This window comes from Klebsiella sp. JN_Kp127 (genome assembly GCF_040062505.1).
Classification (GTDB): domain Bacteria; phylum Pseudomonadota; class Gammaproteobacteria; order Enterobacterales; family Enterobacteriaceae; genus Klebsiella; species Klebsiella quasipneumoniae.
Genome location: NZ_JBEAHS010000012.1, coordinates 23,717 through 41,013, shown reverse-complemented (window position 1 = coordinate 41,013; position 17,297 = coordinate 23,717). Strand labels below are relative to the sequence as shown.

The 17,297-nt window shown below is 54.4% G+C and carries 14 protein-coding genes; 4 read left to right on the top strand and 10 right to left on the bottom strand.

Annotated features, from left to right (window positions below; all coding sequences use genetic code 11):
* Positions 1 to 146 precede the first annotated feature (146 nt).
* From ABLV04_RS07170 to aspA, 6 genes are all read right to left on the bottom strand, one after another.
* The gene (locus tag ABLV04_RS07170; protein ID WP_180266231.1) at positions 147 to 2,234 is read right to left on the bottom strand and encodes a DUF1176 domain-containing protein; all 2,088 of its coding nucleotides are present in this window, start codon (positions 2,232 to 2,234) and stop codon (positions 147 to 149) included.
* A 67-nt stretch (positions 2,235 to 2,301) separates the two neighbouring features.
* Positions 2,302 to 2,892, bottom strand: coding sequence for a transcriptional regulator (locus ABLV04_RS07165; protein ID WP_348815536.1), 591 nt, complete (start codon positions 2,890 to 2,892; stop codon positions 2,302 to 2,304).
* Positions 2,893 to 2,912: 20 nt separating this feature from the next.
* Entirely contained in the window at positions 2,913 to 4,709 is a 1,797-nt protein-coding gene (locus ABLV04_RS07160; protein WP_180266230.1) for a protein-disulfide reductase DsbD, read from the bottom strand.
* A complete protein-coding gene (cutA, locus tag ABLV04_RS07155) occupies positions 4,685 to 5,008 on the bottom strand; it encodes a divalent cation tolerance protein CutA (protein WP_004206404.1) in 324 nt (107 codons plus the stop codon). The genes ABLV04_RS07160 and cutA overlap by 25 nt, the downstream gene beginning before the upstream one ends.
* A gap of 94 nt (positions 5,009 to 5,102) precedes the next feature.
* A complete protein-coding gene (locus ABLV04_RS07150; RefSeq protein ID WP_180266229.1) occupies positions 5,103 to 6,404 on the bottom strand; it encodes an anaerobic C4-dicarboxylate transporter in 1,302 nt (433 codons plus the stop codon).
* A 114-nt stretch (positions 6,405 to 6,518) separates the two neighbouring features.
* Positions 6,519 to 7,955 carry an aspartate ammonia-lyase gene (gene aspA / locus ABLV04_RS07145; protein ID WP_004177762.1) on the bottom strand — a complete coding sequence of 479 codons (1,437 nt, stop codon included), beginning with the start codon at positions 7,953 to 7,955 and terminating at the stop codon, positions 6,519 to 6,521.
* Positions 7,956 to 8,292: 337 nt separating this feature from the next.
* Here aspA and ABLV04_RS07140 point away from each other — a divergent pair, with 337 nt between their 5' ends.
* Positions 8,293 to 8,769, top strand: coding sequence for an FxsA family protein (locus ABLV04_RS07140; protein ID WP_023291691.1), 477 nt, complete (start codon positions 8,293 to 8,295; stop codon positions 8,767 to 8,769).
* A gap of 50 nt (positions 8,770 to 8,819) precedes the next feature.
* On the opposite strand, the gene yjeH is transcribed toward ABLV04_RS07140, so the two are convergent.
* Positions 8,820 to 10,070, bottom strand: coding sequence for an L-methionine/branched-chain amino acid transporter (gene yjeH, locus ABLV04_RS07135; RefSeq protein WP_086075967.1), 1,251 nt, complete (start codon positions 10,068 to 10,070; stop codon positions 8,820 to 8,822).
* A gap of 233 nt (positions 10,071 to 10,303) precedes the next feature.
* On the opposite strand from yjeH, the gene ABLV04_RS07130 reads away from it, so the two are divergent.
* The 3 genes from ABLV04_RS07130 to ABLV04_RS07120 all read left to right on the top strand — a co-directional run bounded on the left by ABLV04_RS07130 (position 10,304) and on the right by ABLV04_RS07120 (position 12,894).
* Positions 10,304 to 10,597 carry a co-chaperone GroES gene (locus tag ABLV04_RS07130; protein WP_004152420.1) on the top strand — a complete coding sequence of 98 codons (294 nt, stop codon included), beginning with the start codon at positions 10,304 to 10,306 and terminating at the stop codon, positions 10,595 to 10,597.
* A 37-nt stretch (positions 10,598 to 10,634) separates the two neighbouring features.
* Positions 10,635 to 12,281: a chaperonin GroEL gene (gene groL / locus ABLV04_RS07125; RefSeq protein ID WP_023291693.1), complete on the top strand. Its 1,647-nt coding sequence runs from the start codon at positions 10,635 to 10,637 to the stop codon at positions 12,279 to 12,281.
* 259 nt (positions 12,282 to 12,540) lie between these two features.
* Positions 12,541 to 12,894 (top strand): DUF4156 domain-containing protein, encoded by a 354-nt coding sequence (locus tag ABLV04_RS07120; protein ID WP_004152419.1) that lies wholly within the window; start codon positions 12,541 to 12,543, stop codon positions 12,892 to 12,894.
* 54 nt (positions 12,895 to 12,948) lie between these two features.
* Here ABLV04_RS07120 and yjeJ read toward each other — a convergent pair whose 3' ends face one another.
* From yjeJ to ABLV04_RS07105, 3 genes are read right to left on the bottom strand one after another with little or no spacing between them, the layout of a single operon-like run.
* On the bottom strand, positions 12,949 to 13,812 hold the full coding sequence (gene yjeJ, locus ABLV04_RS07115; RefSeq protein WP_023291694.1) for a YjeJ family protein: 864 nt from the start codon (positions 13,810 to 13,812) through the stop codon (positions 12,949 to 12,951).
* 14 nt (positions 13,813 to 13,826) lie between these two features.
* A complete protein-coding gene (locus tag ABLV04_RS07110) occupies positions 13,827 to 15,950 on the bottom strand; it encodes a peptidase domain-containing ABC transporter (RefSeq protein ID WP_180266228.1) in 2,124 nt (707 codons plus the stop codon).
* On the bottom strand, positions 15,943 to 17,229 hold the full coding sequence (locus ABLV04_RS07105; protein ID WP_180266227.1) for an HlyD family secretion protein: 1,287 nt from the start codon (positions 17,227 to 17,229) through the stop codon (positions 15,943 to 15,945). The genes ABLV04_RS07110 and ABLV04_RS07105 overlap by 8 nt, the downstream gene beginning before the upstream one ends.
* Positions 17,230 to 17,297 lie beyond the last annotated feature (68 nt).

Sequence of the window (17,297 nt, the reverse complement as noted above, 5' to 3'; positions counted from 1 at the left end):
TCCCCTGCTCTACCGACTGAGCTATCCGGGCAACGGGGCGCATTAAACCGTAATCCGCCCACCCCGTCAACCAAATTTCTTAAATTACTTGTCGATTGCTTATCTTTGCGGCAATTCCGCGTTCAAAGGCGCATTTTGACTCAATATCACTGCATGCCGTTATCGCCTTCACGACTTTTCCAGCCGCTGGTGACGGAGATAACGTGGCGCAACCCGGAGATCAGGTAATCACCAATGACCTCTTCATCTTCCCGCGGCGAGCTCAGCGTAATTTCCGCATCCACGCCGTGACGATAGGCGCCATGATGGCTGAAAATGGTGCCGATATAACATTTTCCGTTCAGCCAGACCGGAATATAGGCCACCGTCTCATAGATATAGTTAACGGCAACGCCGCTGTAATAGTTGTCCGCCTCGTCGGCGGAGGCGCCGGGCGGAATGGGGCAGATCGGCGCATCGTTGTCGCTGGCGGGTTTGTCTTTCAGCAGGTTGCCCTGCATCACCTCCAGCGAGCGCAGCAGATCCGCTTTATCGCTGTCGCTCAGGCTGGGGGTCAGCGGTTGGTCTTTCTCCGGGGAGCGGATGCTGTTCAGCGTATAGCGATAGCGAACCGTCACCGCGGGCGTCTGGCTGGCGGTGCTGAACGGGCGCAGCAGATAGAGATTATCTTCGCCAAACTGGCCGTTGTACCACAGGGCATACACCTGGCCGTTGATTTTGACCCAGTGGTTCCATTGGTTGGCCCCGCGGCCATTGATCGAAAAGAGGGCGCCGGGCACCCCGGCATCGAAATCATCGCCGTTATCACTGTCGCTATCGTTGACGGCGGCAAAATCATCATCGCCGCGCCGGAGCACCCCGGTGTAGCTGAAGAGCCCGGTGCCGCCCACGTAGCTGTCGATGATCAGATCGCGTTTGCCGTCGCCGTCGAGGTCGATAAGCGTAAAGCTGACTTTACCGTTTTCTGAATCTGCGCTAATTGCGGAGCGCAGAAACGCCTGCCACTCGTCATCGCTGATATCCGGGGACGGTTTGCTGGTCGTCACCAGGCTGTCATCGGCGTAAGTGAGCGTGAAGTCGGTAATATGGCCGGTTAACGGAAACTGCTCGGCGACCCGGTTCAGCGCCAGTTCCGGATCGCTTTTTTGCGCTTTCAGCACCGCGTTGTACAGCGTTCGCAGGGCCAGGTTATCCGCTTCTTTCTGCTGCTTCGGGATCACCTGGCTGACAAAGGTCGGCAGCATCCAGGTGCCGCCCGGGGTGATTTCCCGGCACATACCGGTGCTGTACTTCAGGCTGGGAACGAAGGTTTTACCCTCCCAGACGCGCGTCTCGCCGGTTACGCAGTCGGCCATGCCCCGCTCTTTGTGCAGGAAGACCAGCGTGCCGTTGGCGTAGCTGGAGGCCTTGGTAGTGAGCAGCCGCGGTTTGCTCAACTGGGCGTTATCGACCAGCCACAGGGCATAGCCATCGTTATAGGGCGCTCGCCAGCAGAGCGCCTGCGCCAGCGAATGGGTTTTATCCAGCGCGGTGAGGGTGATCTGGCGCTCTGCCGCCGGAATGGCCGGGTTCTGCCAGTCTTCACAGCGCTGGTTCAGCAGCGGCGTCAGGGCGGGCAACAGCTTCTGGCGCTGGAGCATGCTCAGCGGTACAGGTTGCGCGTTGTGGATCACCGGCGCGGCGATGATTTCCGGGGCGGGGGCAGCGGGCAAAATGGCATCGTCGCCCGCGTCGCCTTTATCCAGCAGCGCGTCGGCGGTGCCGGTTCGTCGCTGAAACGCATCCATTTTACTCAGCACCTCGCGGCTGCCGGCGCTGGAAAGCGGCAGGTGCTGGCCGTTAAGCGTGAATTCGATTTTGCGCTGGTTCGCCAGGGCCTGCAGCACGGCGGAGGTCTGATCGCTGTCCAGACGGAAGTGGCTGTCATCCACGGCATCCAGCGAGCCGAGGTCCCGGTCGTCGATCAGCAGGCTGGCGGTGGAGTCGGCGGGGATATCGTGTTCGATCTGCGCGAAGGTGGCCGTAGCGGTGAGGTGCTGTTCGCTGCCGGCGTTGCGGGTCAACAGCACGCTGACCTCGCCCATGCGGACGCCGTAACCTGCCGCCCGGCAGGTGCCAGTGTTATCGCAGGCGAGCTCCCAGTCTTTTTGCGCAAAGGAAAAACCTTGCAGGGGCGCCGCCAGCAGAGGTGTGGAGCACAGCCCCAGCCAGGCAGCCCAGAAGAACGCGCGCATATCAATCCCTGTCAGCAATCAGTGAGGGGGAAATTATAGGCGCGACGTGGCGGTTAGGATATCAGAATCAGGTTAAGGCCCCGCCCATACGGCACTGGGCGAAGCGCAGAATATCTTCTGCCAGCCGCCGCGCCGTATCGACATCCGTCTGGCTACGCTTGATCAGCAGACGGCTCAGACAGCCCTCGACAATCAGCTCCATCTGCTTGGCGACCATTTCCGGATCATCCACCTCCAGCTGGGTCAGCAGCTCATGGGTGTAGGCCAGCGAAGCCTGCTTCTGCTGTTCCGCCAGCTGGTGGATCGGGTGCTGGGCATCCGGATAGAAGGTGCAGGCAGCGATAAATAAACAGCCGGGGTAGCGCTGGTTGCTGACGCAGGTGGTAAGCGCGCTATAGCGCGCCAGCAGCCTTTGCTCTGCGCTTAAGGTGTCGTCCAGCAGCAGCTGACGGCGCCAGGCATCCACCTGGTGGCTCAGATAGCGAAGCGCGTCGTAGAGCAGCGCTTCGCGATCGGGCCAGAAGCGTTTCAGGTCGCTCGTCGGACAGGACACGCGCTCAGCGACCATCTCCAGCGACGTGTTGGCGATACCTTCAATTTCAAGAATTTTAATGGCTTCTGCCAGGACGTCTTCACGTAGCACGGTGTTCTCCTCCATCTTTCCTCCTAAAGTGTCGCTCACGCTTGCCAATCGCGCAAATGGGCGCTGAATGCCGCAGCATCCATAAAGCCGGTGACCCGCCGGTCGGGTTGTTCCTGGCCCTGCGCGTTGAAGAACAGGATCGTCGGCAGACCGAGCACCTGCAGGCGCTTCAGCAGCGCGGCGTCTTGCGGACTGTTTTTTGTCACATCAACCTGTAATAACACGACGCCTTTCAGCGCCTGCTGCACGTCAGGTGAACGAAAGGTGTATTTTTCAAACTCTTTGCAGGCTACACACCAGTCGGCGTAGAGATCGAGCATCACCGGCTGGCCTTTTGCCTGCGCCAGCGCCCGATCAAGCTCGGTCACCGAGCTGACGCGGGTGAAGGCCAGATGCGCCTGCTGCTCGGGCGCCGGGGCGCCAAACGCCCAGTCCTGCAGCGGACGGGCGCTAACCAGCGCGGCGGCAAGAAGAATGATTTGCGCCAGCCGCATCCACGGCCGGGTCGCGCCCAGCGAGGTGATGAACGCCCAGCTGAAGAAGGCGACGCCAAGCATTGACCACAGACGTAATCCCCACTGGTCGCCGAGGATGCGCTCCAGCAGGAAAACGGGCAGAGCCAGGATCACGAATCCGAAGGCGGTCTTCACATGGCTCATCCACGGGCCGCTCTTCGGCAGCAGACGGTTGCCAAACACGGTGACGAGAATCAACGGCAGGCCCATGCCCAGCGCGTAGAGGTACAGCGTGCCGCCGCCCAGCCACAGATTACCGCTCTGGGCGATATATAACAGGATGGCGCTCAGCGGCGCAGTGGTGCAGGGGGAGCAGATCAGCCCGGCAATAGCGCCCATCGCAAAGACTCCGCCGGGCGAGCCGCCCTGGCGCTTATTGCTGAGCAGCGCCAGCCGCGTCTGCAGCGAGGAGGGTAGCTGTAGCGTGAACAGGCCGAACATGGAGAGCGCCAGCAGTATAAACACTGCCGACAGACCCACCAGCACATACGGGTGCTGCAGGGCCGCCTGGAACTGCAGCCCGGCGGCGGCCACCACCAGCCCCAGCGCGGTATAGGTTAAGGCCATCCCCTGGACATAAATAAAGGCCAGCAGCAGGGCGCGCGCGGTGGAAAGCCGCTGTTTGCCGCCCAGCACGATGCCGGAAATCAGCGGGTACATCGGCAGCACGCAGGGGGTGAAGGCGATACCAATGCCTATCAGCAGCGCCCACAGGGCGGTGAAAGGCAGGCGGGCGGGGGCGTCAGCGGGCGGCGCTGAGGCAGGCGCAGGCGAAGTGGCGATCTCCGGGGCCGGACGCGGCTCAATCGGCAGCGGCGGGTTGAACGCCGGACGGCTGCTCGCCGGCGGCGCAGGGGCAATGGTGGTCGCCCGGCCATCTGCCGAAGCCGCCAGCACGGCGCTCAGCGGGATCACTTTGGTCTCCGGCGGATAACAGAATCCGGCATCGGCGCAGCCCTGCCAGGTGACGGTGAGGGTGGCGTCTTTGTCCGCCTGCTTCACCGTGACCGGGACAGTCAGGCGCTGACGAAAGATCTCGCTTTTGCCGTAAAACTCATCCTCATGCCACTCGCCCGCCGGCAGCGCCGGTTCGGCGATCGTCGCCCCGGCGGCGCGGAAGGTAAACTGTTGACGATAAAGATAGTAACCATCCTTGATTTGCCAGCTCAGGTTGAGGTCATGCTGTTGCTGCTGAAAGTCAAAGGCGAAGGCCTGGTCAGCAGGCACAAAGTTCGAGCGCCCCGGCGCGTCGAATAACCCGGCGGTGGCTGACGCGCTGCACAGCAGCAGGATCAGCGTAAAGATGCGGTAAGCCATGAGAGGTAATCGTTGTCTCCATACGTGACGGGCAGAACCAGCAGTTCAGGGGTTTGATACGGGTGGTGAGACTTCAGGCAGTCCAGCAGCGCCTGCTGATGGGCAAGATCGGTTTTGAGCAGCATCTGAACTTCATACTCCTGCTCCAGCTTCCCTTCCCAGTAATAGAGCGAGGTGGCGCCCGGCAGGAGCGTGGCGCAGGCGGCCAGCTTTTCGGCCAGCGCTTTTGCCGCCAGATCCTGGGCGGTCGCTTCATCCGGCGCGGTACAGAGCACAACAACAGCATCAGGCGTAGTCATCATGAACCTCGTATCAGCGAAAAGAGGCACTATAGCACGCAAGGTGGGGAGGATTAACGAAACGGGCCAGGATCTGGCCCGAATTTGAAGAGATTTACAGCATGATGCCGCCAAAAATAAACCCGAGGATCACGCACAGCGTAATGGCGATGACGCCGGGGATCAGGAAGGCGTGGTTGAAGACGTATTTACCGATGCGGGTGGAGCCGGTGTCATCCATTTCGACCGCCGCCAGCAGGGTGGGGTAGGTCGGCAGAACGAAAAGGGCGGAGACGGCGGCAAACGAGGCGATGGCAGTGAGAGGGCTCACGCCCAGCATCAGCGCGGCGGGCATCAGCGCTTTGGTGGTGGCCGCCTGCGAGTAGAGCAGCGTGGCGGCAAAGAACAGCACCACCGCCAGCAGCCACGGGTAGTTATGCAGCAGGTCGCCGGCTACGGCCTGGATATCGCTGATATGCGCTTTAACGAAGGTATCCCCCAGCCAGGCGACGCCGAGCACGCAGACGCAGGCGCTCATGCCGGACTTAAAGGTGCTGGCGTTGAGCACTTCGCCGGTGTCGATTTTGCAGGTGATGCTGATCAGCGTGGCGATGGTCAGCATAAACACCACGATCGCCTCGTTACGCGGTAGTACCGGGTTTTTGATCAGACCGACGGTATCGCTGATTGCCGTGGCGTAGAACATCACCGCCACGATGCCGATCAGAAACAGCAGAACGGAACGTTTGGCGTGCGGCTTCAGCTCAAACACCTGGCTGCCGCGCAGTCTGACCTCACCCTTGGCCAGCCGCTCCTGGTAAATCGGGTCGTCTTTCAGTTCGCAGCCGAGGAAATTGCAGACGATAGCGGTGAGCATCACCGCCAGCAGGGTGACCGGAATACAGATGGCCAGCAGCGTCAGGTAGCTAACGCCCAGCGGCTCCAGGATACCGGCAAAGAACACCACCGCGGCGGAGATGGGCGAAGCGGTGATCGCTATCTGGGAGGCCACCACCGCAATCGACAGCGGACGGGACGGACGGATGCCTTGCTCTTTGGCCACTTCGGTGATCACCGGCAGCGTGGAGAAGGCGGTATGGCCGGTGCCGGCGAGCACGGTCATAAACCAGGTCACCAGCGGGGCAAGGAAGGTAATATATTTCGGATGGCGACGCAGCATCCGTTCGGCGAGGCTGACCAGGTAATCCATTCCGCCTGCGACCTGCATGGCGGCGATAGCGGCAATCACCGCCATAATGATTTCAATAACGTCGAAGGGGATCGCACCCGGTTTAATTTGAAAAATAAGCGTCAGGACAAGGACGCCAAGGCCACCGGCAAAGCCGATACCGATGCCGCCGAGCCGGGCGCCGAGATAAATCGCCAGCAGGACAATAACCAGTTCTGCACCAAACATATATGCCTTCCTTGTTTTTTAACAAGTTGATATTGGATTGTTGTATTTTAGTAAAACTAAAAAGCAAAAAGGCATGTCATCGCTGACATGCCTTTGAATGACTATCCGGAAAGATTACTGTTCGCTTTCATCGGTATAACGCTTCGCTTTATAAGCGGGATGCATCAGGTTTTGCGCGGAGAAAATGTCATCCAGCTCCGCCGCCGTCAGCAGCCCACGCTCCAGCACCACTTCCCGCACGCTCTTCCCGGTTTCGGCGCAGATCTTGCCGACGATATCGCCATTGTGGTGGCCGATAAACGGGTTGAGGTAGGTGACGATGCCGATGGAGTTATAGACGTAACCTTCGCACACCGCTTTGTTGGCGGTAATGCCGTTGACGCATTTCTCCAGCAGGTTGTAGCAGGCGTTGGTCAGAATGTGGATAGACTCGAACATCGCCTGGCCGATCACCGGCTCCATCACGTTCAGCTGCAGCTGCCCGGCTTCGGAGGCCATGGTCACTGTGGTGTCGTTGCCGATCACTTTAAAGCAGACCTGGTTGACCACCTCCGGCACCACCGGGTTAACCTTCGCCGGCATAATAGAAGAGCCAGCCTGCAGCTCAGGCAGGTTAATTTCGTTGAGGCCCGCGCGCGGTCCGGAAGAGAGCAGGCGCAGGTCGTTACAGATCTTGGACAGTTTCACCGCCAGGCGTTTCAGCGAGCTGTGAACCATGACGTACGCCCCGCAGTCCGAGGTGGCTTCAATCAGATCTTCCGCCGGAACGACCGGTAAGTTGCTCACTTCCGCCAGCTTCTGCACCGCCAGCTGTTGATAACCGTCCGGGGTGTTGAGGCGTGTGCCGATGGCGGTTGCGCCAAGGTTCACTTCCAGCAGCAGCTCCGCGGTGCGCAGAATGCTTTTGGTCTCTTCATTGAGCAGCACATTGAAGGCATGGAACTCCTGACCGAGGGTCATCGGCACCGCGTCCTGCAGCTGGGTGCGGCCCATCTTGAGGATGTCCTGGAACTCCTCGGCTTTCGCCTGGAAACCTTCGCCCAGCTGCTTAATCGCATCGATTAACTTGAGGATAGAGGCATACACCGCAATGCGGAACCCGGTCGGGTAGGCATCGTTGGTGGACTGGCATTTGTTGACGTGATCGTTTGGGTTCAGGTACTGGTATTCGCCTTTCTGGTGGCCCATCAGCTCGAGGCCGATGTTTGCCAGGACTTCGTTGGTGTTCATGTTTACGGAGGTGCCGGCCCCGCCCTGGAAGACATCGACCGGGAACTGGTCCATGCATTTGCCGTTATTCAGGACTTCGTCACAGGCGGCGATAATCGCATTTGCCGCGCTTTTGGGAATGGTCTGCAGCTCCTTGTTCGCCAGCGCGGCGGCTTTCTTCACCATCACCATGCCGCGCACGAATTCTGGTATGTCGCTGATTTTGCTGTTGCTAATGTAGAAGTTTTCAATCGCTCGCAGAGTATGAACGCCGTAGTAAGCGTCCGCGGGAACTTCCCTGGTGCCCAACAGATCTTCTTCGATACGAATGTTGTTTAACATGTGAACCTTCTTTTCAAGCTGCCAATGAATTCACCAAATACACAGAATATCCAGGATTCAGTATATTTTCTGGCCGACGATTATTTCCTTAACCGGCCCGGTGCCCAAGATCATATGCTGATGATAGCGAATATCAGTAAGCTTGATCACTTATTACATCGCGGGTGTGAGAAGATTTATTAATCTGTGAAATGGGTCACCGCTTTCCTATTCTTGGAAAAAATAAGCATTTCCGCTGATTGAAAAGCCGCTCAGCATCCCCATCTTAGTGGGATGCGATCAGCAAATTGATGACTACGGGGGCCGAATTCGGCGCCTGTCGATGAAGGAGACGCCGGTGCGTTGGATTCCGTTTATTGCCTTTTTTCTTTACGTTTACATTGAGATATCGATCTTTATCCAGGTCGCGCACGTGCTGGGCGTCTTTATGACGCTGATCCTGGTGATCTTTAGCTCGGTGGTGGGGATGTCGCTGGTGCGCAACCAGGGCTTCAAAAACTTCCTGCTGATGCAGCAGAAGATGGCCGCGGGCGAGAGCCCGGCGGCGGAGATGATCAAGAGCGTCTCGCTGATTATCGCTGGCCTGCTGCTGTTGATCCCGGGGTTCTTTACCGATTTCCTCGGCCTGCTGCTGCTTTTGCCCCCGGTGCAGAAGCACCTGACGATGAAGCTGATGCCGCATTTGCGCTTCAGCCGGATGCCGGGCGGCGGCTTTAGCGCCGGGACTGGCGGCGGAGAGACCTTCGAAGGGGAATACCAGCGCAAGGATGAACAGCGCGACCGTCTGGACCACAAGGACGATCGCCGCGATTAACGTTTATCGGCCCGGTCTGCAGACGCGACCGGGCCGCTTTCTTTTTGCGCCTATACGCTTCCTGTCGCCAGCTTACGTCTCGGTAAAAACAACCACAGCACCGCCAGCATCACCAGCGCGTACAGACTCTTCCAGCCGACCATCGCCAGCAGCAGCAGACAGAGAATGCTGCCCACCGCCGCCAGCAGCCGATAGCGCCCGCGCAGCAAACGACAGCCCGCCAGCATGCACAGCAGATAGATCATGATGAAAATGCCGTTGGCATAGACGATCAGCGCGTCCAGATTGATATCGAGAAAATAAATACACAAGGTGCTGACCACGCAGGAGCCCAGCACGGCGTTGAGGGCGTTGCGCGGGATCTGCCGCGGCGACAGCCTCGCGAGGTAGCTCTGTGGCTTATGCTGCGCCTGCGACCAGACCAGGCGGGCGAAGCTCTGAATATAGATGTTGAGGCTGGCGAAACAGGCGAGGTAACCGATAACGCAGGCCACCCACAGCGCTTCGACGCCGAACAGGCGGACCACGATATTCGGTAATGACGCCGCCGCCGCCATCTCCTCGCCAAAGGCGTGGAAGTGCAACACCAGCACGGTGCAGGCCCAGTAGACCGAACCGGCAAGCAGCAGGCCTATCATCAGCGCGCGGGGAAAATCGCGCTCGGGGTGTTTAAACTCCGAGGCGAGGTGGGCAAAGGCTTCCAGGCCGACAAAGCACCAGAACATCACCGACAGCGCGGAGAAGAGCTGGCCGCGGTCGATCTCCGCCGGGGCGGGGAAGGGGATCTGCGCCGGACTTATCCCGCCGCGCCACCAGACGGCGACGATCAGCGCCACGATCAGCACGGCAACCAGCGTCTGCAGGTTGGCGCTGGAGCTGGCGCCACGTGAACCGACCCACCAGACGATGGCCAGGGTACCCAGCTCCGCCAGCAGCAGCTGCGCATCATGCCAGCCGAACAGCGCCTGGCCGAAGCCGGTGGCGATGTGCAGGGCTGCGGGGAGTCCGACCGGGATAACCGATAAAAACAGCCAGCCGGTGACGCTGGCCAGACGTGGGCCAAAGGCCATATCGACAAAGTGGGCCACGCCGCCCGCGCTGGGGAAATGGCGGCCCAGCAGGGCGAAGACGATGGCAATCGGAAAAACAAGGAGGATAAGCAACGGCCATGCCCACAGGCTGTTATCGCCAGCGACCAGCGCCGCCAGCGCCGGAACGGCGAAAACGCCGGTGCCCAGCAGTGAGGTGGAAAGCAACCCGACTCCCTGTCCCAGCCCTAACTCCTGTTTTAAACCACTCATGATTCCATCCTGCGCCAGTGAAAAGAAAGAGAGTATCACAATCGCTTTTCCTTATGACCGGTTGCCCGGTGGCGCCGCTTTTTGCGCGCCAGCGCAAAGGTAAAAATTTTTTTTTAATTTTGCCCTTGAAGCGGGAAATGGCCATCCCCATCTCTCTCTGCACTAGCCGGTAAACCGCGTTCGGCCCGGCGTCACCCATAACTGATAATGACTTTCTCGAAGGAGAGCTATCAATGAGTATTCGTCCGTTACATGATCGTGTGATCGTCAAACGTAAAGAAGTTGAAACCAAATCTGCGGGCGGCATCGTTCTGACCGGTTCTGCAGCAGCTAAGTCAACGCGTGGCGAAATCATCGCTGTCGGTAAAGGCCGCATCCTGGAAAACGGGACCGTGCAGCCGCTGGACGTTAAAGTTGGTGACATCGTGATTTTCAACGATGGCTACGGCGTGAAGACTGAGAAGATTGACAACGAAGAAGTGCTGATCATGTCCGAAAGCGACATCCTGGCAATTGTTGAAGCTTAATTCGCACGACCCTGAACGAATTTGAGGAATATAAGAAATGGCAGCAAAAGACGTAAAATTCGGTAACGACGCTCGTGTAAAAATGCTGCGCGGCGTAAACGTACTGGCAGATGCAGTTAAAGTGACCCTGGGCCCGAAAGGCCGTAACGTGGTTCTGGACAAATCCTTCGGCGCGCCGACCATCACCAAAGATGGTGTTTCCGTTGCACGTGAAATCGAGCTGGAAGACAAGTTCGAAAACATGGGCGCGCAGATGGTGAAAGAAGTTGCCTCTAAAGCGAACGACGCGGCAGGCGACGGTACCACCACCGCAACCGTGCTGGCGCAGGCTATCGTGAACGAAGGCCTGAAAGCGGTTGCTGCAGGCATGAACCCGATGGATCTGAAACGTGGTATCGACAAAGCTGTCGTTGCCGCTGTTGAAGAACTGAAAGCGCTGTCCGTTCCGTGCTCTGACTCCAAAGCTATCGCTCAGGTAGGTACCATCTCCGCTAACTCCGACGAAACCGTCGGTAAACTGATCGCGGAAGCGATGGATAAAGTCGGCAAAGAAGGCGTGATCACCGTTGAAGACGGTACCGGTCTGGAAGACGAACTGGACGTGGTTGAAGGTATGCAGTTCGACCGCGGCTACCTGTCTCCGTACTTCATCAACAAGCCGGACACCGGCGCCGTTGAGCTGGAAAGCCCGTTCATCCTGCTGGCTGACAAAAAAATCTCCAACATCCGCGAAATGCTGCCGGTTCTGGAAGCCGTAGCGAAAGCTGGCAAACCGCTGGTTATCATCGCTGAAGACGTTGAAGGCGAAGCGCTGGCGACCCTGGTGGTTAACACCATGCGCGGCATCGTGAAAGTGGCTGCGGTGAAAGCGCCGGGCTTCGGCGACCGTCGTAAAGCCATGCTGCAGGATATCGCGACGCTGACTGGCGGTACCGTTATCTCTGAAGAGATCGGTATGGAGCTGGAAAAAGCGACTCTGGAAGACCTGGGCCAGGCGAAACGCGTGGTTATCAACAAAGACACCACCACCATCATCGATGGCGTTGGCGAAGAATCCGCAATCCAGGGCCGCGTTGCTCAGATCCGTAAGCAGATCGAAGAAGCAACCTCCGACTACGACCGTGAAAAACTGCAGGAACGTGTCGCTAAACTGGCTGGCGGCGTTGCCGTAATCAAAGTCGGCGCGGCAACTGAAGTTGAAATGAAAGAGAAAAAAGCACGCGTCGACGATGCCCTGCACGCCACTCGTGCTGCGGTTGAAGAAGGCGTGGTGGCTGGCGGCGGCGTAGCGCTGGTTCGCGTTGCAGCTAAACTCGCTGGCCTGACCGGTCAGAACGAAGATCAGAACGTCGGTATCAAAGTTGCGCTGCGCGCAATGGAAGCGCCGCTGCGTCAGATCGTGTCCAACGCCGGTGAAGAGCCGTCTGTTGTGGCGAACAACGTGAAAGCCGGCGACGGTAACTACGGTTACAACGCGGCAACTGAAGAATACGGCAACATGATCGACTTCGGTATCCTGGACCCAACCAAAGTCACCCGTTCTGCACTGCAGTACGCGGCTTCCGTGGCTGGCCTGATGATAACCACCGAGTGCATGGTGACCGACCTGCCGAAAGGCGACGCGCCTGATTTAGGTGCTGCTGGCGGTATGGGCGGCATGGGCGGTATGGGCGGCATGATGTAATCGTGCGCTCTACGGCATAAAAAAGCAGAAACCCCTGGCCAGTAATGGCTGGGGGTTTTTCTTTTGGCGCGCTTTTTAGTATAAGGCTTATACATAAAAATCATTTAAGCTGCATCAGAGCGGCAAGCACCTCCGTATCGGAAGCGACTAACTAGCGCGACCGGCTAAGGAATGAAAGCGGCTCATGCCGACGCAGTTTGAAGGATGACAGGTTTACATCCGGGCCAGTGCGTCCAGCTCATCGATCATGGGGATTAACATGCAGGTAAAATATTTAGCAGGGATTGTCGGCGCAGCCTTACTGTTGGCAGGTTGCAGTTCCAGCAATGAATTAACCTCTGCCGGCCAGAATGTGCGCTTCGTGCAGGAGAAGCCTGGCGCAGAGTGTCAGCTGTTAGGGACCGCGACGGGTAAACAGAGTAACTGGCTCTCCGGCCAGAATGGCGATGAGGGTGGCTCCATGCGCGGTGCGGCTAACGCCCTGCGTAACCAGGCGGCAGCCATGGGCGGCAACGTGATTTATGGCGTCAGCAGCCCGACGCAAAATCTGTTGTCGAGCTTTGTGCCCACCGACAGCGAGATGAACGGCCAGGTTTATAAGTGCCCGAACTGATGCGCGATGCCTCTCTCTGCGAGCGTAGAGAGAGGCGTGACCGGTAGAAGAGGGTCAGGCGTTAAGCTCCGCTTTCTTCTCCAGATAGAAGGCATGCAGGGGACGCAGACACTCTTCCAGGCTGAGCATTCTTCCTGGCTGGGAAGGAATAATGGTACTGAAGATTTGGCATGGCGCCAGCGCCGTGTGCATCGCCTTAAGCTTGGGGCTTTTCTCAATAAGGCGTACTACCACGCTGTTTTCCATTTCAGATAAATGTGGCGCACTGGTTTTTACCACCGCTCCGGAGACAATTTTCTTGCCTTCGTCCGTCTCGCAGCAATAGAGCACGCCCAGATAATGGGAAAACAGGTTTAGCTTCCATTCTTCCTGGGGATACTGCTGGTAATCAATATTCGGCTGAGTAGTTAAGTCGACGCTGTAGCACATTAAAAAATCCATATTTGAACTTAAATACTGGATAATTTCCTGATCGCCGACTGTTTTTAATGCCTGTTGAATACCAATTATCAGGGCTTCAACCTGTCGGTCATCAATAGTTAACGTCTTAATTTGCTCATCCTGAAATACCAGGATCAGCGTTGACTGCGTTTCGCCAGGTTTAAGCGTAATAGACATTATACGCCGCTCAGGAGAAGGCTGTTGTATTTCAGCCATTTCTACCGTGGGGATATGGGTAACAAGTGTTTCGTTATAAGCGATAATCTCATCTTTGTAAGCCTCGCCTTTATTTTCAAGTCGCTGAAAAATTAAGGCCATTCTACTTTGCAGTATCAGAAGCAGGTCGGCCAGTACGGGTGCCTGAAGATAGAAAATCTCACAGGTATCATTCGCTTTCTTGACCTTAAGTAACAGCGCCAGGAAACGCTCTTCAAAAGTAATTCCTGCAGTATTAAAACCAATAAACGTTCCTTGCATAATCTTCTCCTTTATTAAGCGGTAGCCATCGACTTCGATTGTGAGAGGTCAATAACGCGATCGGCAGATGCAATGGTTGATGGCCGGTGCGCGACAATAATTCGGGTGATACTTAATGATGAGATGGATTGGTTGATAACCGACTCATTTTTTAAGTCGAGGTGACTGGTGGCCTCGTCCATAAACAGGATACTCGGTTTACGGTACAAAGCACGAGCGATCAGGATACGTTGCTTTTGACCGCCGGAAATGCCCAGCCCCAGTTCGCCGACAATGGTTTCGTATCCCATCGCCATCTTCATGATTTCATCATGGATGTTGCAATGTTTGGCACATTCCATTACGAATTCCAAATCGGGGTTATCATCAAAACCACTGATATTATCGATAAGTGAACCTGAAAAGAGACGATCCTCCTGAAGTACGCAGGCGATACCGAGACGATAGTTATTTAAACCAATTTTTTGAATCTCCAGATTATCCGCCAGTATTTCGCCGGAGTCAGGTGAAAGCAAACCGCACATGACTTTCAACAGCGTGGTTTTGCCAACGCCAGATGGGCCAATTAGCGCGACAGACTCTCCTGGGGCAACCGTTATATTCAGATTGGTAAAAATGGGTTGTGAAAAAGGATCGTATTGATAACTCAGGTTCCTGACTTCAAGCATCACGCCGGTGTTTTCTGTAAACACACGTCGGGATGGCAGTTCTTTTTCCGGTTCGCTAAAGGCGATTTCAGATAGACGTTCATTATGAAGCGAGAGCATACGAAGCTGCATCACCAAATCAATGAGATTGGATGCTCGCTGAGAAAACTGGCCTCGATAAGCATTAAATGCCATAAACATACCGAGCGTCATCTCATTATCAATTACCATAATGGCACCCAACCACAGTACCACCACCTGATCGATAGAGGTGATAAAGGTATTAATCCCACCAAACATCATATCAAAGCGAGTTTGCTTAATACCTGCGTTACTGGCATCAATGTTAAGATTCAGCCAATGCTGCGAGCGACGTTCTTTTAAATTTAATGCTTTGATCGTGGAAATGCCATAAAGCGACTCCATAAAGTGAGAGTTAGCACGCGCCCCTTTAACGACCTGCTCTTCCGTTACGCGCCGATAAAAACTATAGGTAGCGAAACGCATAATCGCATAGCAGACGGTAAAGCCAATGACGACCCAGACTAACCAGCCGCCATATAATGTCAGCATGACTAACAAACCGATCGTCATTATCGAATCGATGATGCCAGTGACGATACTGTTGGTAAAAATTGAACGAATGGTATCCAGAGACGAGAAACGAGACTGGATATCACCTAAGTGTCTTTTCTCGAAAAAAGATAATGGCAAACTTGCCAAGTGATCGAATAGCGTTGTTTTCCATTGAATGTTTGTCAATGTATTCAACGTTAACGACGTCCATGCTCGGAGCATGCTAATAAACGTGCGGAATAGCGTAAAAAATATTAAACCAATACAAATAACAGAGAGTAAACTTTCATCGTGCGCCATAATGACATGGTCAGTTACTAACTGTGTACCAATAGGCAACAGGAGGCCAATCGCTTCTACCACAACAGAGAAAGCAAAGATCTTAATCAGCGCCGATTTTAAACCAACAATTTTATGCATTAAATCCAGGAGTCGTAAACGGGATTTCGCCTCCTCTTGTTGGAAGTTATGGTCAGGCCAGAGTTCAAGCGCAACGCCGGTAAAATTATTTGACATCTCACTGATGCCAATGATTCGTTTACCCAGCGCGGGATCGTGAATCACAAATCCGTTTTTCTTTACTTTTGTAAGGACTACATAGTGGTTCATTCCCCAGTGGATGATGCAGGGAAGCTTAAGCTGTTTTATTTCATCGAGGTCGAGCGCTAGCGCACGGTTTTTTAAACCAGCCTGCTCGGCTGTTTTGCTTAGAGACAGCAGTGAGGAGCCCTGTGAGGGGCTACCGAATCGTTGACGAAAATTAAATAAATCGATATTTAACCCATAATAACCACAGACCATCGCCAGACAGGCAACTCCACATTCCGATGATTCTGACTGTAGAATAACAGGCGTTTTGTTAACCAGAGAAAAATTTAGTTTTGCAACAATGGTTTTGAACAATTCGTTAGTCATGGATTGGCCCAGTAATGCTTTGAGTTATCTTATACACAGGGGTAAACATCCACATATAAAGTGGGCGCTCTTCGAGAAATACAACGGCTTGAGCCTTCAGTCCATTCGAAAGCGAAAGCGTTTTACCATTGTAATTAAAGGTTTTGTTTTCAATTTTGACAATGGTTTTATAGAGTGCCAGTTCCTGCTGGTTCGTTCCATTATTAACATTAGTGTATTCAGACAGTTCCTGTCGGGATGTCGGGACCGAAGATATTGAAAGTATTTTCCCCGGGAATTGCCCAAATTTATCGGATGGGAAAGCATCATAGCGTATGTTAATGACATCACCCGGTTTGACATAAGGTATGCTATTATTAGGTAACCATAAAATAAGATAATATTCTATATCACCAGTGGGTTTGATTTGCGCTAAACTGCTGCCTTTGTCGACCATTTGTCCTTTTGTTACAGCCAGCGATTCAATGCGTCCTTCTGTGGTTGCTTTAATAATGACATTACCATTGGCATTTGATTCAACCAACTGGTTTTTGTAATCATTAATCTGGTTTTCCTGAGATGATATTTGGTTGTCAAAATCTGCCGTTTTTGTGATTTTATCGCTATTTAACTGGGTTACCTGGGATTCCAGTTGCATTTTCTGACTGACCAAAGACTGATAGGTGCTCTGTTGTTGAAAGTATAATGAATGCTGATAGTTATACTGATCTTTGGTGATAAGGCCATCACGAAGATATTTATCGTAACTGGAAAGATTATCATGCATTTTCTTTAAACCAGTCTGCGCATTAACCAGCATGCGGTTAGTTTCTTTTAACGAATCATTGATGGTTTTTAGCTGTTTTTCTAAAGATAAGCGGGTTTCTTCTTTATTATGAGAAAGTTTGGTGATGATATCTTCAGCGTTTGCAATCTTTTCATTAATGACTTCTATTTGCGCCGTACTGACGTTACCTGTTGTTGTATTACGGGAAATGTCAATTTCATATAAAGACTGTCCTTTAGCGACAAGGTCACCGACTTTGGCATATTGGGAAATAACAAATCCTTGCTGTGGCGCATAAACATTGACAGAATGAGGTAATGTAATAACTTCCCCACGAACATCAATGCGTTGGGTAAAGGTACAAAATATTGTGGTGGTTATTAGAATGGCTAGAAAGGCAAATGAAAGTAATGCAATAAGCCATGCCGGAAGCCCTGCTAGCAGCAAAGCCTTTCCTTTCCAGTGATGCTTTTTGTATTCGATCGCTTCCTTGCGATAGATTTTTCTTAACATAATTATCACTTACATAATGAAATGAAAAGGCCCGATATTTCAGGCCCTATTTACTTAATAAAGAATGT

Bases quoted from the DNA above. Each gene is read 5' to 3' on its own strand.
- cutA (WP_004206404.1), bottom strand. From the start codon at position 5,008: ATGACTACGCCTGATGCTGTTGTTGTGCTCTGTACCGCGCCGGATGAA.
- ABLV04_RS07165 (WP_348815536.1), bottom strand. From the start codon at position 2,892: ATGGAGGAGAACACCGTGCTACGTGAAGACGTCCTGGCAGAAGCCATT.
- groL (WP_023291693.1), top strand. From the start codon at position 10,635: ATGGCAGCAAAAGACGTAAAATTCGGTAACGACGCTCGTGTAAAAATG.
- ABLV04_RS07170 (WP_180266231.1), bottom strand. From the start codon at position 2,234: ATGCGCGCGTTCTTCTGGGCTGCCTGGCTGGGGCTGTGCTCCACACCT.
- aspA (WP_004177762.1), bottom strand. From the start codon at position 7,955: ATGTTAAACAACATTCGTATCGAAGAAGATCTGTTGGGCACCAGGGAA.
- yjeH (WP_086075967.1), bottom strand. From the start codon at position 10,070: ATGAGTGGTTTAAAACAGGAGTTAGGGCTGGGACAGGGAGTCGGGTTG.
- ABLV04_RS07120 (WP_004152419.1), top strand. From the start codon at position 12,541: ATGCAGGTAAAATATTTAGCAGGGATTGTCGGCGCAGCCTTACTGTTG.
- ABLV04_RS07150 (WP_180266229.1), bottom strand. From the start codon at position 6,404: ATGTTTGGTGCAGAACTGGTTATTGTCCTGCTGGCGATTTATCTCGGC.
- ABLV04_RS07160 (WP_180266230.1), bottom strand. From the start codon at position 4,709: ATGGCTTACCGCATCTTTACGCTGATCCTGCTGCTGTGCAGCGCGTCA.
- ABLV04_RS07130 (WP_004152420.1), top strand. From the start codon at position 10,304: ATGAGTATTCGTCCGTTACATGATCGTGTGATCGTCAAACGTAAAGAA.
- ABLV04_RS07105 (WP_180266227.1), bottom strand. From the start codon at position 17,229: ATGTTAAGAAAAATCTATCGCAAGGAAGCGATCGAATACAAAAAGCAT.
- yjeJ (WP_023291694.1), bottom strand. From the start codon at position 13,812: ATGCAAGGAACGTTTATTGGTTTTAATACTGCAGGAATTACTTTTGAA.
- ABLV04_RS07110 (WP_180266228.1), bottom strand. From the start codon at position 15,950: ATGACTAACGAATTGTTCAAAACCATTGTTGCAAAACTAAATTTTTCT.